This window comes from Aliiroseovarius sp. xm-d-517 (assembly GCF_013283135.1).
In the GTDB taxonomy this organism is placed as follows: domain Bacteria; phylum Pseudomonadota; class Alphaproteobacteria; order Rhodobacterales; family Rhodobacteraceae; genus Aliiroseovarius; species Aliiroseovarius crassostreae.
Map to the genome: position 1 here is coordinate 2,389,883 of NZ_WBXT01000001.1, position 13,245 is coordinate 2,403,127.

Consider the following 13,245-nt stretch of genomic DNA (forward strand, 5'->3'; position numbering starts at 1 on the left):
TTGGCGCCCATTGCGGGATTGGAGCCCCCCTTTATGCGGTGAGGCGGGCGGACGCCCGTGGAGTTTGCGATCAATCCGGCTCATAGCACCCCCCGCATCCGCAGTTGGTCATGGGTCACCAGTCCTCGCTCCAGCATGGCTTGGCACATGGCGGTGCTGATCATGCTGGTTGGCAAGTAGCCGTCGCCCTTCACTCGGTCTGCATAGAATGCTGCCAGCTCGTCGATGCTGGGAGCCGGCGCTGAAGTCGCCTTTCCCCGCCGCCCTTTTCCGTCCTGGCCCTTGGATCTGTTCGAAGCCGCTTTTGGCTGCGCCTTACGCTGGGCTGTGCGCTGCATGACGCGGTCCAGCGCCTTGGGTCCGTCAGGGGGCTCAGGGTGGTCGTGCCGGGAGTTTTCAGCAGTCTCGAGGATTTCGATCTCGGTCAGCCCAAGATCGTCAATCCATCGCTTTACATGCTCTCGGGGTGGCCAACCCTGCCACCAGCCAGGAAGACGCCCGGCAGGATCGAAGCCCAGCACTTTGAGCAGCTTTCCAAAAAAATCATCAAAAGCCGTTTCGCGCGCTCGCGCGTCCTCCTCCTCCTTTACTGGTTTACTTAAAGGTTCCCTTACAGGGTTAGTCTCCGAATTTCGGAGATGGCTTTGGCGATTTTTCGGAGATGGAACTGCCCCAAATTCGGAGTTGGCTCCGTCTCCGAATTCTGGACACGGCTCGGCGTCATTTTCCCAGTCTGTGCCTTGCGGGCCGTCTCCGATTTCTGGAGATGGGTCTTGTGGGTCGATCATTTCAAACCCCAAGATGTAGCGTGTGGCTTGGCGGCGCTTGGTTCGATGATCTTTGCATTGAATGCGCTGAATGAGCCCGAGCTCTTCCAGCTTCTTGAGGTGATCGTTGAGCGAAGAGATCGACATTTCGGCGTCCTCGGCCAGACGGACCTGCGTCGGAAAACAGCCAAAGTCTGGATTGTGGCGATCGCACAGATGCCAGAGAACGATTTTCGTCGCAGGCTTCAGCCCCCGCTGCTGTATCGCCCAGTTGGTGGCGGCATGGCTCATGGCGCAGCCCTCCGACCTGGAGCGGCCACGCGCGTTGTTAGGCCATGATCCGCCAGCGCGCCCAGCGCATCGTCCAACGACTGCACCAGCGCCCAGCCAAAGCCTTGCGCCTTCATGGCATCACGAAACGCTTCCTGCGCTGGGCTGAGCCGCCCCTTGGGGGATTTCAGCTCAAGAAACAGTACGCGGCCGTCACATAGGATGACCAGGTCGGCAAAGCCGGGATGGACACCCATGCCGACCAAGATCGCCTGCCGCTTTGCGCCACGCGGGCCGGCCTCGGTCACCTCATTGGCGCAGTGATGGATGATGGCGCTCTTGGGGAGAGCAAAGCGCAGCGCGGTTACGACAGCGCGCTGCAGGTCTGCTTCTGGAGTTCCGCGGCGCTTCATGTGCGGTCCTCCCTATCTGGTGCGGGCAGCCGCCCGGGCGTTTTGGCGTCGAGGACGACAAGCAGGATACGTGCGTCCTCGCGCTCCTCAGGGGTTTCACCATGCTGAACCAACACATTGCAGGCGAGCCGAACGAGATAGTCTGAATGGTGAACCATATCGGCGACCACCATTCGCGCTTCGCGCCGACGCTCCTCAATCCACTCCTGGCGGACACGGTCCCGGGCGCTGGGCTTGCGGAAGGGAAGGGGGATGCTCATCGGCGTGACCCCGCACGGCGCGGTGCAGGGGCTTCCTGCAGCATCAACCATTCCTGCACGGCATCTCGGCGATAATAGATCTTCCGGCCGGCGCGTACGCAGGGCGGGCCGAAACGGATCTTCTCCCAGCGGTGTAGGGTTTCGACGGTGACCCCGAGCTCAAGGGCGAGGTCGAGGCGGCTGATCCAACCGCTCATAACGCGCTGGGGGTTACTGGATCGGGGGGCATTTCCAATGTCTGGCATCTGGGTTCTCCTGAGTTTGGCCCGGCAAGGGCAGAGTTCAGGTGTTCAGAAGCGCAGAGCGGAAAGGGTGGCGGGAAGGCAGAAACCGGCGGTGATGCGCCAATTGGCTGCCGGTTATTGATTTCATTGAGGTTTTACGGTTTTGGCGCCGGTCGAGTTTGCGGCGCAGGGCGTTGCAGAAGCCGAGCAAATTGGCTGGAGAAGAGTCGTGACGGCCCAAAATCGGCCAATTTACAAGATTTCGCCGTGTTCCAGCGGGTTTCACGGGCGTTCAAAGGTATTCGCCGAACCGGCAAGGGGTCGGGACCCTTGCCGGTCATTGATTTTAAACGGAATTTACAAAATCAGGCCCATTTTTAGGAGCAAGATGGCCTTCAGTGCGCGCTTTGGGGCGCGAGATCGAGACCGCTGGCCCACAGATTCGCCCAGCGCGATGGACGCTGCCCGGCATTTTCTTCCATGTTTTCAACGACCGGCAGGGTTTTGGCGCATCACCGCCGGTCACCGCCTATGTGCCGCCCAAAGCCTCATGCTTCGCTTGATAAGCCTGCGCATCTACGCCTGTGTCATGCGCATGAAGGAGGTGTGAATATGGTCAACAGATTGCGATTAAATGATAAAACGGTGCGTGAGCAGATCCCGGAAGAGGATCGGGCCTACCAGGTTTTCGATACGGAGATACGGGGGCTTTCCATCCGCGTGATGCCCTCAGGCGAGCGCTCCTTCGTGATGGATTACCGCTTTGCCGGACGGCAGCGCCGCATGGCGATTGGACGCTGGCCCGAATGGAGTGTCACCGCGGCCCGAGAACGCGCCCGAGACCTGCGCCGCCTGATCGATGAGGGCACAGATCCGATGGAGGAACGCGACACGCTGCGAGAGGCGCCCCGTTTCAACGACATGATCGAGCGGTATTTGATCGAGCATGCCTCAACGCTGACGCCTTTGAGCGCGTCCGATCATAAATCTTTCCTGACCAAGCTCGTCGCACCGCATTGGGGCAACAAGCTGGTCACGGAGATCACGCCACATGATGTGACAAAGCTTTTGAACCTGATTGCAGAGGGCAGGGCGCGGCCATCGAAGGCGAAGCCGAACAATCGTGCGCGCAAGCTGCAAGGGCGCAAGCCCACGCCGGTGCGCGCCAACCGCGTTGGCGAAGTACTGCGTAAGATGTTCAATCTCGCCATCCAATGGGGCTGGCGCACGGACAATCCTGCCGCCGGATTCAAAAAACGCGTCGAGACGGCGCGCGAACGCTTTCTCTCCCATGACGAAATCGGCCGACTGGCTGAGGTGCTGGATGCGGCCGAAGATCAACGTGCGGCGGGCATCATCCGCATCTGTATGCTGACAGGCTCCCGCGTTGGAGAGGTGCGACAGGCGAAGTTCGAGCAATTCAATCTGGAACTGGGGATTTGGTCAAAGCCCGCTGCCACCACCAAGCAGCGCAAGATCCACCGGGTGCCGATTTCCGCTGACGTCGCGGCGATCGTGCGCCAACGGGCGCTTGTGGTACCCAAGGGCAATCCATGGCTTTTCCCGGGCGATGTGCCGGGACAGCCCGTCAAAGAAATCCGCCGGTTTTGGGTGAAGGTGCAGCGCGAGGCAGACCTGCCGGATGTGCGCATCCATGACCTGCGCCATACATTCGCCTCGCTCTTGGTCAGCGGCGGCGCTTCACTGGAAATGATCGGCAAGCTTCTCGGCCACAGCCAAATGCAGACGACCCTGCGTTATGCGCATTTGATGGACTCGCCGCTGCGCGCCGGGGTTGATGCCGTGGCCGGCATGTTCCGGCCACGCCCGAAGATTGTGCATGACGCGGATGCCGAGAAAGAGGCAAAGCGGGCTTGAAAGCTGGGGCCTGCTTACTTCTCGCCGCGCATGGCGCGCCAGAAGGGGCGCAAGCGACGCCGAATGGTGCTCTCGTCGGGGATTTCCCCGTTCTCGGCCACATCGGCGAACCAGTCCTGAAGATAACCGATCAGTTCGGCCTGGGTCTCTGGAATGCCATGTTCGTGGACGCGCTTCAGCAGGGCCACATACATGCCTTCCCAGTCGTAGGGCGAGAGCGCGCCGGTGCCGCCGCCAATGCGGCGCAGCAGGTCATATTCGTCTTCGAACCGAAGCACGTCCTGACCGGTGATCAACAGGTCCGCGATGGACACCTCGACCCCATCTGCGGGCTCGGTGACGTAGCACCACTCTTCGGAGTGCTCGGGCTTGATCCGCTGCAGCTTGATGACCGTGGGGCCGGTGCCCGCGCGGCGAAAGAGGGGCAGCATGTCCATCGGCGAAATCGTGATCTTACCAGAGACCTTCTCATCGCCGCAGATCGCGAGAGAAACCCCTGTGATGATGTCCAGCTTGCCCTCGCTGGCCCAGCCGCCAATGTCGGCGATCGTGCAGCCCCATCGGGATGCGGTTTCGTGCAGGGTGAAGAATGCTCTTTGAGGTAGTGCCATGTGGGCTCCAGTTCTGATGTCGAGGTAAGACAGCGGGCGGCCTGGCAAGTTGCTGACGCCGCCCAAGTGGCAGCGAGGCAGAAACTCCGGGGTGCTGGCCGCATGAAGCTGCACCCCCGCACTCATGCTCATGCGGCGACTGCCAAATTCTCCAATCGATCGGCATCCTTAGGACGAATCGTCCTCTCTCGGGTTATAACCCAGGCACTACGTCAAGAACTGTCGGGGATGCGCGCCATGTCGTTCCAAAAGGCACAAGACCTGTTGAAGCTCGCTGGCATGTCGGCCAGCCGGCACGGCGGCATCACTGTAAAGGAGGTCGCCGAAGCGTTCAGCGTGAATGAGCGGACCGCCCAGCGCATGATTGCTGCCCTGAAAGATGTCTTCCCAAGTATCTCGCATCAGACGGACAGCCAGCGCCGCCGACGGTGGAAGCTGCGCGACACCAGCATGCTCGGCATGCAAGGGCTCTACCGCCGGGAACTCGTCGCGCTCGAGGCCAGCATCACGCGGGCTGAGCGGGAGGGCGCGCATATGGAAGTGGAGGCGCTACGGTCCCTGCGGGACCGCTTGGTGGCAACCTTGCCGTCAGCGCAGGCCCGGAGCATGGAGGTGGATGCTGAGGCGATCCTCGAGGCCAAAGGCTATGCCTGCCGCCCAGGCCCAAAGGTCAAAACCTCTCCGGCTGTGCTGAACATCGTTTCGGCTGCCCTCAGAGGGCCGTTCCGGCTCATCATCCGGTACCAGGGGGCGCAGGATGCTAAGCCGCGCAAGCGCGTGATCGAGCCCTATGGAGTCTTGCTCGGCACACGGCATTACTTGATTGCCCGTGATACGGCCAAGGATCACAATCTGCGTCGCTTCCGCTTGGATCGCATAGAAAAGGCCGAGATCACCAACGACTGGTTCGAAAAGGACAAGGACTTCGATCTTGAGGCCTATTCGGCGCGGTCATTCGGGTCGTTTCACTCAGACGACGAGTTCAGCCGGGTCGTGTGGCGGTTCAGCCCAGCGGCCGCGGCTACGGCCCGGGAGTTTGAATTCCATCCCAAGCAAGACATGATCGACTTGGAGGATGGCGGGTTGCTGGTAAGCTTCGAGGCCAGCGGGCTGGTGGAGATGGCCTGGCATTTGGCCAAATGGGGGAGGGAGGTTGAGGTGCTTGAGCCTCGGGAGCTGCGTGAGACGGTAGCAGGATACCGGAATGCTTCCGTTCAAGTATTGCCATGATGCAGGGTCTACCACGGTCCGCGAAGGAGCTTCTATACTCGATGATGAGGGCGGAAAGCGGTCGTTCGCTGCGACCGCAAGTTCGCTCTTTGGCAATTAGTCAAGTATCAGTTTGTTTAGATATAGGCTCTTAGTGCAGCACGTGGCGTATGTCACAATGCAAACTTGTCATGACTCAATCACCGCGGCGGTGACGATTATCTCGACCCTAAGGTCTGCATCGGCCAGCTTGGCTTCGCCGCATGCGCGCGCCGGGGCAGATCCTCGTGGCACCCAAGCATCCCAAACGGCGTTCATTTCGTCGAAGTCAGCCATGTCCGCCAGCCAGACGATCGCCTGCAATATATGATCACGCGAAGAACCTGCTTCGCGGAGCAACCTATCGACGCGGCCAAGGCAATCTTCGGTCTGCTCGGCAACGGTGGCACCATCGCCGACCTGTCCGCAGAGATAGACGACCCCATTGTGCTTGACGATTCTACTCATGCGCTGATTGGTCTGGTGGCGTTCGATCATGGTCATATTCTTTCAGCTGTAGGAAGGGCGACCGCATCGGATGAAGCAGTCGTCGCGCGGCGGGTTAGATGGCGCAGATAGCGGCGTTCGATGCTGCGGAAGATCCATGTGATGCAAAGAACGATCAGGAAATAAAGCACAGCGGCGGTGATGAAGCCTTCGTAGGCGAGATAATAGCGCCCGTTGAGCCAGCGCCCGACGCCGAGGATGTCTTGAAGCGTGATCGTGCTGGCAATGACCGATCCGTGCAGCATGAAGATGACCTCGTTTGAATAAGCCGGGATCGCGCGGCGAAAGGCCGAGGGCAGAATGATACGACGCATGCGCGAACGATAGGAATGCCCCGTGGCGATGGCTGCCTCGACCTCGCCCTTGGGCGTATCTGCGATGGCGCCGCGCAGTAGCTCGGTCGTGTAAGCTGCAGTGTTGAGCGTGAAGGCGATGAGTGCGCACCACCAAGCCGACGACAGGATTGGGTCCCAGAGAAAGCTCTGGCGGATCACCTCGAACTGCCCGACGCCGTAGTAGATGAGATAGGTCTGCACCAGAAGCGGCGTGCCTCTGAATACATAGGTGTAACCTTGGACGAGCGGGTTAAGGACCGCATGCCCTGAAGCGCGGGCAATCGCCATAGGGATCGACAACAGTCCACCCAGCACAAGCGACAAGAAGGTCAGATTGAGCGTCACCCAGACGCCATAGAGGAAGCGGTCGAAGTTAGCAGCAATGAGGGCAACATCGAGTGGAATATAGGTCAGCACAGTTTCCATGATCACGCCCTCACCACGCCACGGTTGTAATGACGCTCCAGCGCGCGCAGAGCTAAATCGGAGACGCCGGTCAGCAGCAGATAGATAACAAAGGCCGCCGCCATGAAGGTGAAAAGCTGGCCGGTCGAGCGGCCGGCGGTGAAGGCATTGTAAACCAGATCCTGAAGCCCGATGACCGACACCAGCGCCGTGGTCTTGAGCTGCACCAACCAGTTGTTGGTGAAGCCCGGCAGTGCAAAGCGGATCATCTGGGGCCAGATGATATGGCGAAAAATCAGCGATCTGCGCATTCCGCAGCTGATCCCCGCCTCGATCTGGCCACGGGGAATGGCCATGATGGCGCCGCGAAACGTTTCGGTGAAATAGGCGCCGAAGATCACCCCGATGGTGCCCGCACCAGCCGCGAACTGGCTGACCTCCACATAGCCCCAAAGCCCGGTTGCCGCGCCGAGATTGTTAAGGGTCACCTGTCCGCCGAAGAACACCAGCAAGATCAGCACCAGATCGGGCACGCCGCGCACGACGGTCGTATAGGCGCCGGCCAGCCGCTGCGCCGCGCGATTGGATGAGAGTTTTGCCCAAGCGCCCAGCAGGCCGAAGATCAGCGCGATCACCAGCGATGTCAACGCCAGCTTGATGGTCATGATCGTGCCGTCGATCAATTGGTCTTGGTAGTCCAAGAGCAGGTTCATCGCGTGTCCTCCGTTGGATCATCAGGGCGGCGCTCTGCCGCCCCAAAGCAAAGCTTGTTCTTCAGGTCATTGCCCTTCAGGGCGACCGCCGTAGATGTCGAAGGGGAAGTATTTGTCGTTTATCTCGGCATAGGTGCCGTTCTCGCGGAGCGCAGTGATGGCCTCGCTGAAGTCTTCACGCAGCTTATCCTCACCCTTGCGCACGGCGATGCCAACGCCTTCACCGTAGCAGTCGACATCGGTGTGATCGCCGCCGAGAAAGGCGTAGTCCGCGCCTTCATCGGAACTCAGGAAGCTCTCCTGCGCGATAAGACTGTCGGACAGCTGTGCGTCCACCCGGCCAAGCGCCAAGTCACGAAACACTTCGTCCTGAGAGCCATAGAGCACGATCTCGGCCTCGGGGAACATCTTCTCGGCGTAGCACTGGTGAGTGGCACCGCGCTGGACACCGATGCGCTTGCCGGCCAGTCCATCGGGAGTGCCTTCGAAACCGGCACCCTTCGGGGCAACCAGTCGCGCCGGGGTCTGGTAGTATTTTTCGGAGAAATCGATCTGGCGCTTGCGCTCTTCGGTGATCGACATGGAGGCGACGATGGCATCGAACTTGCGCGCCTTCAGGGCCGGGATCATGCCGTCCCACTCCTGCTCGACCAGCTCGCATTCGCGCTGCATTTCGGCGCAGAGCGCTTTGGCAATGTCGATGTCAAAGCCCACCAGCGTGCCATCGGACTCTTTGGAGGAGAACGGAGGGTAGGCCCCCTCGACGCCGATGCGCAGCGTGTCTTGGGCGGCAAGCGGTAAGGCGATGGCGGCCAGTGCGGCGGCCGCGACGGTGCTCAGGATGGTTCTACGAAACATGGTTTGGTCCTCTCTGTGGTTGGTCAGTTCATGCGTGACAAGAACGCTTGAAACTCGGGGGTTTGCGGGTTGGAAAACAGCTCTGCCGGCGGACCCGCTTCGCAGACCTCGCCCTGATGCAGGAACACGGTTCGAGTGGAGACATCGCGGGCAAAGCCCATCTCATGGGTCACCACAAGCATGGTGCGGCCTTCTTCGGCCAGATCCCGCATGACGCCCAAGACCTCGCCAACCAGTTCGGGGTCCAGGGCCGAGGTCGGCTCGTCGAATAACATCACGTCGGGGTCCATCGCCAGCGCCCGGGCGATCGCCACCCGTTGCTGCTGGCCACCGGAAAGATGCGCCGGGTAGTAGTCCGCCCGGTCAGACAGACCTACCTTTGCAAGCAGGGCCTCGGCTTTCCCGCGCGCCTCGGTTTTCGAGATACCTTGAACGTAAAGCGGGCCCTCCATGATGTTGTCCATCACGGTCATATGCGACCAGAGATTGAAGCCCTGAAATACCATCGCCAAACGGGCGCGCATGCCCTCGACCTGCCGCAGGTCTGCCGGGACGATCTCGCCCCGGCGGTTCTTCGTCATGCGCATCTGTTCGCCGCGCAGCCAGACCTCACCGGAATTCGGGGTCTCAAGCAGGTTGATGCAGCGTAGGAACGTGCTCTTTCCTGAACCAGAGGCACCGAGGATCGCGATGACCTCGCCTTTCTGTGCCTCGAGCGAGATACCCTTAATGACCTCGTGGGAGCCGAAGCTCTTGTGCAAATCCTTGATTTTCAGGGCGGCGGGAGCGCTCATGCCGGGTCCTCCTTGATGGGTGAAAGTGCGGCCATTTCGCCCAAGGCGATCGGCTTGATCGGGCTGCGCGCGCGCGGCGGCGTGATCGGGTGGTTGCCCTTCGCTTCGGCGCTCAGGAGACCGCGTAGGGTGGCGTCGCACATGCGGCCCTGACAGGGCCCCATGCCGCAACGCAAAGAGGTCTTGATCTGCCGGTGCCCGTGAGGACCTTCGCCTATCGCCTGACGGACAGCGCCGGCGGAAACCTCCTCGCAGCGGCAAACAATCGTGTCGTCTGCCGGGGCGAGGATCTCTGCCGGGGGAGCATAGGCGGCATCAAGAAACGGGCGGATGGCTCGGGCGCGGAACAGGGCGGCTCGCGGGCTCGCCGCACGCTGGTCGCGCGCATCGGCGTCGCATTTGCCAAGCTGACGCAGGATGTTCAGCGCCGTCAGTTCACCCGCCGCCGCGGCGGCTTCCGCCCCTCCGATTCCGGCGCCGTCGCCTGCGGTATGCAGACCGGGTTGATTGGTGGCGCCCCAGCGGTCGCATTCGGGTTGGTAGGCGCCCTGATCCTTGTTCCAGCTGTGCGAAATACCCGCCGCCCGCGTGATATGCGTTCCCGGCACCACCCCTTGGTGGGTCAGCAGCAGGCCGCAGATGAGAGATTGTGCCTCTCCCGCGGCGCGGAAGGAAAAGCGGATATCACCGCTCCTCTCCGCAGTAGCTCGGAAGTCCGAAGCAGCCGTATAGCGCGGCACGCCCGCCCGGCGGATCTTCGCGATCAGGCCCAGTCCCTTCAGCAGGGTCGCCGCCCCGAACATCGCCCGGGGCAGATGCCGCATCGCGCCGAGCAGTCCGCGGGTGGTCTGTGTTTCGACAAGCGCCTGCGGCGCGCAGCCGGCGTCAATCATCTGTGCCGCGACGAGGTAGAGCAACGGTCCCGAGCCTGCGAGCACGGCATTTTGGGGGAGCATGCCGGCGGTTTTCATCAATATCTGTGCTGCACCAGCGGGCATGACGCCCGGAAGCGTCCAGCCCGGAAAGGGCACCGGACGTTCCTGCGCGCCGGTCGCAAGTAGCACATGAGCCGCCGAGGATGTCTGGCTCGCCCCGCCGCGCGACCACGTAACCCGCGGCCCCTTGTCCACCTTCCAAACGGTCGCGCCTGACAGCAACTCGATGTTCGGATGTTCAAGCGCCTCAACAAGGCCCGCCCCCTGCGCATAGGCCGTGCCGAGCCAACTACGGCGGCCCTGGTTCTGCGCGACGTTGCGGTAAATTTGCCCACCGGCCTGCGGCTGTTCATCCAGCATCAGCACCCGAAGTCCGCTGCGCGCCGCCACAGCGGCCGCTGACATGCCCGCCGGTCCGGCCCCGATGACGATGAGGTCCACATCAGTCATGTTGGCCGCCGTTCAGGCTGCGCAGACCCAACTGGCGCCGCACTACCATCCCTTCGCGCACCGGCGTCATGCATGCCTGGGTATTAGGCGTGCCATTAACGTTCACGAGGCAGTCGAAACAGATGCCCATCATGCAAAACGCCGTGCGCGGCGCGCCCTGTGCGGTTTGCCGCGTCCAATCTCCCGAATGCGCCAACAGCGCTGCCGCCAGCGTCACACCGGCGGGGGCCGTGACCGGCAGATCGTCAAGGTAAAATTGCACGCAGTCTCCCGTGTCAGGCAGCGTGCGAAAGCGCGAAGCGACGCTCATCGAAAGCCTCCATATCAGGGGTGGGAGATGTGTTCAGAATCCATTCGGCAAGGACGCTGGCGTGCAGAGGTGCGAGCGTGACACCGCTGTGACAGGTCACAAGAAAGGCGCCAGGGTGCGCCGCAGACTTGGCATAGACGGGGTAGCCGTCAGGAGACATTACCCGCAGCGCGCCCCAAGCGCGGACGACCCGCACGCCTTCAAGCGCGGGGAACACGGTCACCGCATGGCGCGCGAGGCCTGCCATGACGTCAAGGCTCTCGCTGTCGTCCATCCCTGTTTCCGCCTTGGTGCCACCGATCTGGATACCACCTTCGTCGACCTGACGGATGGTGCTGGAAAGGAACGGCAACCGATCCCCAAGTTTTTCGGTAATCAGGAGCTCGCCACGTTGCGGCCTTACCTGAGTCTCAAACCCGAGCCCCCTGGCCAAAGCGGTTGAGCCAAGTCCGGCGCAGAGCACAACAATCTCGGCCCCAAGGGATTGACCATTCGCCAAGGTAAGCAAGAAGCCACCGTCCGGCTGTGGCGTGATCGTGGAAACTGTCGCGCCCATGGTCACGCATCCGCCCAAGACATGCACGGAACAGCGGAGGGCCCGAAGAAAGCGAAGCGGGTTCACATGTCCGTCACGGGGCGAAAAACTCGCTCCGACGACTTTCGGCCCGATGCCCCCCAATTGACTGCGCAGGTCATCTCCGGTCAGAATTTCAAAGCTGGCACGGTCGTTTAGGTGGGCGGCTTGCTGTTCAAGCTGCGCTGCAAAACCGGCCATCTCGGCTGAATCGGTAAAGAACTCATACCCACCCGACTGATCCAAAGCCACATCAATGCCCGAAAGCTCCTTCAGCTGGCGCGCAAAACCCGGCCAGGCGGCCAGCGCATCCATCGTCCAGTTCGCATAGGGCGCGAAATTCCAGCCCTTGCCCTGTCCCCAGATAAGCCCGAAGTTCCCTTGCGAAGCCCGCGCGTCCCCGTCAGCACCGTCCAGCACCCGCACTCGCCTTCCGGCCGAAAGCAGACCGAGCGCGACAGATAGGCCGACAAGGCCGCCGCCGACGATTGTGATTTCAGGGTCGCTGTGCTGCATGTGATTCCTCCGAGTCCAAGATCGCAGGGTTGATCACATAAGAATAATCGTAATATTTTCATTATTCATTCTCTGAGGTTATATATCACCATGATCGGCCGGCTCACACATCGACAAATTGAAGCCTTCCGCGCTGTGATGGAGACCGGCAAGGTCACCTCCGCCGCGCAGGTGCTTGGGACGACACAGCCCTCTGTCAGCAAGCTTATTGCAGATCTGGAGCATGCGGCCGGTTTCGGGATGTTTGAGCGCCAGGGGCGGCAGGTCGTGCCCACTCCGGAAGCCCGGGCGCTCTATGAAGAGGTCGAGCGATCTTTTGTCGGCATGGCGGAAATTTCACGGGTGATCGAAGATATCCGAGATTTCCGGACAGGTAGCTTGCTCATCGCCGGAATGCCGGCCCTCGCGCTGAAGTTCCTTCCCGATGTTATCGCCGAGTTTATCGCCGAAGAGCCGGGCATCGCCGTGTCACTACGCACGCGCAGTTCCCAAGCGGTGCTACGCCATCTCAGTTCGCAACAGTTCGACCTCGGCTTTGCAGCTCTGGATAATGATCATCCCGCCGTTCTGCGCCGTCCGCTGTTTACGGGGGCAATGCTGGCTGTGCTTCCGCCCGGACATGAGCTTGAACGAAAAACCGTGCTTGAGCCTAAGGACTTCGATCAACGGCCCTTCATCGCACTTGGGGCAGAAATTGGCACACGGTCGGAGACAGATGCCTTTCTATCACTTCGCGACGTCCGCCCCCGGATTGTCGCCGAAGCGCAATTGTCCGCTTCGATTTGCGAGATGGTCGCGGCAGGCGCGGGAGTTTCGATCGTGGAGCCAGTGACTGCGAGACATTTTGCCGAACTCGGACGCTGCGTCGTGCGACCACTGTCACCGGCCCAGCCCTTTCGCTACGATCTGCTGCTTCCCGCGACCCGTCAGCCTTCACGCGTCGCCGGCCAATTCTTGAGGTTGGTGAACGCACGTTTCGAGGCATTTCCTCGCACTCAATTTTAGTCACCTGGGCAATAGGTGTTGCGTTGGCACCCCGCGAATATGAACTCATAAACTTGATCGCTGCACTGCGGCAGCGCATGGTGTAGCGAAAGGCCGGTATGGGCCGAAAACGATTATCTTCCCATCGGTCGAACGATCATCATGTCAACGCCATGTCAACGAACGTACGTCA

General features: G+C 61.1%; 16 protein-coding genes. 3 read left to right on the plus strand and 13 right to left on the minus strand.

Annotated elements, in window-relative coordinates:
* Positions 1-80: 80 nt before the first annotated feature.
* From XMD517_RS11375 to XMD517_RS11390, 4 genes are read right to left on the minus strand one after another with little or no spacing between them, the layout of a single operon-like run.
* Positions 81-1,058 carry a helix-turn-helix domain-containing protein gene (locus XMD517_RS11375; RefSeq protein ID WP_173486859.1) on the minus strand — a complete coding sequence of 326 codons (978 nt, stop codon included), beginning with the start codon at positions 1,056-1,058 and terminating at the stop codon, positions 81-83.
* On the minus strand, positions 1,055-1,450 hold the full coding sequence (locus XMD517_RS11380; RefSeq protein ID WP_173486858.1) for a VRR-NUC domain-containing protein: 396 nt from the start codon (positions 1,448-1,450) through the stop codon (positions 1,055-1,057). Before XMD517_RS11380 ends, XMD517_RS11375 begins: the two co-directional genes overlap by 4 nt.
* Positions 1,447-1,710, minus strand: a complete 264-nt coding sequence (locus XMD517_RS11385; protein ID WP_173488001.1) for a hypothetical protein — start codon at positions 1,708-1,710, stop codon at positions 1,447-1,449. Before XMD517_RS11385 ends, XMD517_RS11380 begins: the two co-directional genes overlap by 4 nt.
* Positions 1,707-1,955 carry a transcriptional regulator gene (locus tag XMD517_RS11390; protein ID WP_173488000.1) on the minus strand — a complete coding sequence of 83 codons (249 nt, stop codon included), beginning with the start codon at positions 1,953-1,955 and terminating at the stop codon, positions 1,707-1,709. The genes XMD517_RS11385 and XMD517_RS11390 overlap by 4 nt, the downstream gene beginning before the upstream one ends.
* A 591-nt stretch (positions 1,956-2,546) precedes the next feature.
* Here XMD517_RS11390 and XMD517_RS11395 point away from each other — a divergent pair.
* Positions 2,547-3,812: a site-specific integrase gene (locus XMD517_RS11395; RefSeq protein ID WP_173487999.1), complete on the plus strand. Its 1,266-nt coding sequence runs from the start codon at positions 2,547-2,549 to the stop codon at positions 3,810-3,812.
* 14 nt (positions 3,813-3,826) lie between these two features.
* Here XMD517_RS11395 and XMD517_RS11400 read toward each other — a convergent pair whose 3' ends face one another.
* Complete coding sequence (locus XMD517_RS11400; protein WP_173487998.1) at positions 3,827-4,423, minus strand: hypothetical protein; 597 nt, start codon at positions 4,421-4,423, stop codon at positions 3,827-3,829.
* Between the two features lie 237 nt (positions 4,424-4,660).
* Between XMD517_RS11400 and XMD517_RS11405 the strand changes: the two genes are divergently transcribed.
* Entirely contained in the window at positions 4,661-5,653 is a 993-nt protein-coding gene (locus XMD517_RS11405; RefSeq protein WP_173487997.1) for a YafY family protein, read from the plus strand.
* A gap of 168 nt (positions 5,654-5,821) precedes the next feature.
* Here XMD517_RS11405 and XMD517_RS11410 read toward each other — a convergent pair whose 3' ends face one another.
* The 8 genes from XMD517_RS11410 to XMD517_RS11445 all read right to left on the minus strand — a co-directional run bounded on the left by XMD517_RS11410 (position 5,822) and on the right by XMD517_RS11445 (position 12,068).
* Positions 5,822-6,169, minus strand: a complete 348-nt coding sequence (locus XMD517_RS11410) for a RidA family protein (protein ID WP_173487996.1) — start codon at positions 6,167-6,169, stop codon at positions 5,822-5,824.
* Positions 6,170-6,171: 2 nt separating this feature from the next.
* Positions 6,172-6,939, minus strand: a complete 768-nt coding sequence (locus XMD517_RS11415; RefSeq protein ID WP_173487995.1) for an ABC transporter permease — start codon at positions 6,937-6,939, stop codon at positions 6,172-6,174.
* A gap of 2 nt (positions 6,940-6,941) precedes the next feature.
* A complete protein-coding gene (locus XMD517_RS11420; RefSeq protein ID WP_065335004.1) occupies positions 6,942-7,631 on the minus strand; it encodes an ABC transporter permease in 690 nt (229 codons plus the stop codon).
* A gap of 66 nt (positions 7,632-7,697) precedes the next feature.
* Complete coding sequence (locus XMD517_RS11425) at positions 7,698-8,489, minus strand: ABC transporter substrate-binding protein (protein WP_173487994.1); 792 nt, start codon at positions 8,487-8,489, stop codon at positions 7,698-7,700.
* A gap of 23 nt (positions 8,490-8,512) precedes the next feature.
* Positions 8,513-9,283 carry an ABC transporter ATP-binding protein gene (locus XMD517_RS11430; RefSeq protein WP_048531648.1) on the minus strand — a complete coding sequence of 257 codons (771 nt, stop codon included), beginning with the start codon at positions 9,281-9,283 and terminating at the stop codon, positions 8,513-8,515.
* A complete protein-coding gene (locus tag XMD517_RS11435; protein ID WP_173487993.1) occupies positions 9,280-10,668 on the minus strand; it encodes an NAD(P)/FAD-dependent oxidoreductase in 1,389 nt (462 codons plus the stop codon). The genes XMD517_RS11430 and XMD517_RS11435 overlap by 4 nt, the downstream gene beginning before the upstream one ends.
* Positions 10,661-10,930 (minus strand): (2Fe-2S)-binding protein, encoded by a 270-nt coding sequence (locus XMD517_RS11440; protein WP_276155382.1) that lies wholly within the window; start codon positions 10,928-10,930, stop codon positions 10,661-10,663. Before XMD517_RS11440 ends, XMD517_RS11435 begins: the two co-directional genes overlap by 8 nt.
* 13 nt (positions 10,931-10,943) lie before the next feature.
* On the minus strand, positions 10,944-12,068 hold the full coding sequence (locus XMD517_RS11445; RefSeq protein WP_173487991.1) for an FAD-binding oxidoreductase: 1,125 nt from the start codon (positions 12,066-12,068) through the stop codon (positions 10,944-10,946).
* Positions 12,069-12,158: 90 nt separating this feature from the next.
* On the opposite strand from XMD517_RS11445, the gene XMD517_RS11450 reads away from it, so the two are divergent.
* Positions 12,159-13,073, plus strand: coding sequence for a LysR substrate-binding domain-containing protein (locus tag XMD517_RS11450; RefSeq protein WP_173487990.1), 915 nt, complete (start codon positions 12,159-12,161; stop codon positions 13,071-13,073).
* Positions 13,074-13,245: the final 172 nt, after the last annotated feature.

What these genes read in the sequence shown, in the direction of transcription:
- XMD517_RS11400 (WP_173487998.1), bottom strand. Translation starts at nt 4,423, where the DNA reads ATGGCACTACCTCAAAGAGCATTCTTCACCCTGCACGAAACCGCATCC.
- XMD517_RS11410 (WP_173487996.1), bottom strand. Translation starts at nt 6,169, where the DNA reads ATGATCGAACGCCACCAGACCAATCAGCGCATGAGTAGAATCGTCAAG.
- XMD517_RS11445 (WP_173487991.1), bottom strand. Translation starts at nt 12,068, where the DNA reads ATGCAGCACAGCGACCCTGAAATCACAATCGTCGGCGGCGGCCTTGTC.
- XMD517_RS11405 (WP_173487997.1), top strand. Translation starts at nt 4,661, where the DNA reads ATGTCGTTCCAAAAGGCACAAGACCTGTTGAAGCTCGCTGGCATGTCG.
- XMD517_RS11425 (WP_173487994.1), bottom strand. Translation starts at nt 8,489, where the DNA reads ATGTTTCGTAGAACCATCCTGAGCACCGTCGCGGCCGCCGCACTGGCC.
- XMD517_RS11375 (WP_173486859.1), bottom strand. Translation starts at nt 1,058, where the DNA reads ATGAGCCATGCCGCCACCAACTGGGCGATACAGCAGCGGGGGCTGAAG.
- XMD517_RS11430 (WP_048531648.1), bottom strand. Translation starts at nt 9,283, where the DNA reads ATGAGCGCTCCCGCCGCCCTGAAAATCAAGGATTTGCACAAGAGCTTC.
- XMD517_RS11395 (WP_173487999.1), top strand. Translation starts at nt 2,547, where the DNA reads ATGGTCAACAGATTGCGATTAAATGATAAAACGGTGCGTGAGCAGATC.
- XMD517_RS11385 (WP_173488001.1), bottom strand. Translation starts at nt 1,710, where the DNA reads ATGAGCATCCCCCTTCCCTTCCGCAAGCCCAGCGCCCGGGACCGTGTC.
- XMD517_RS11435 (WP_173487993.1), bottom strand. Translation starts at nt 10,668, where the DNA reads ATGACTGATGTGGACCTCATCGTCATCGGGGCCGGACCGGCGGGCATG.
- XMD517_RS11420 (WP_065335004.1), bottom strand. Translation starts at nt 7,631, where the DNA reads ATGAACCTGCTCTTGGACTACCAAGACCAATTGATCGACGGCACGATC.
- XMD517_RS11390 (WP_173488000.1), bottom strand. Translation starts at nt 1,955, where the DNA reads ATGCCAGACATTGGAAATGCCCCCCGATCCAGTAACCCCCAGCGCGTT.
- XMD517_RS11415 (WP_173487995.1), bottom strand. Translation starts at nt 6,939, where the DNA reads ATGGAAACTGTGCTGACCTATATTCCACTCGATGTTGCCCTCATTGCT.
- XMD517_RS11450 (WP_173487990.1), top strand. Translation starts at nt 12,159, where the DNA reads ATGATCGGCCGGCTCACACATCGACAAATTGAAGCCTTCCGCGCTGTG.
- XMD517_RS11380 (WP_173486858.1), bottom strand. Translation starts at nt 1,450, where the DNA reads ATGAAGCGCCGCGGAACTCCAGAAGCAGACCTGCAGCGCGCTGTCGTA.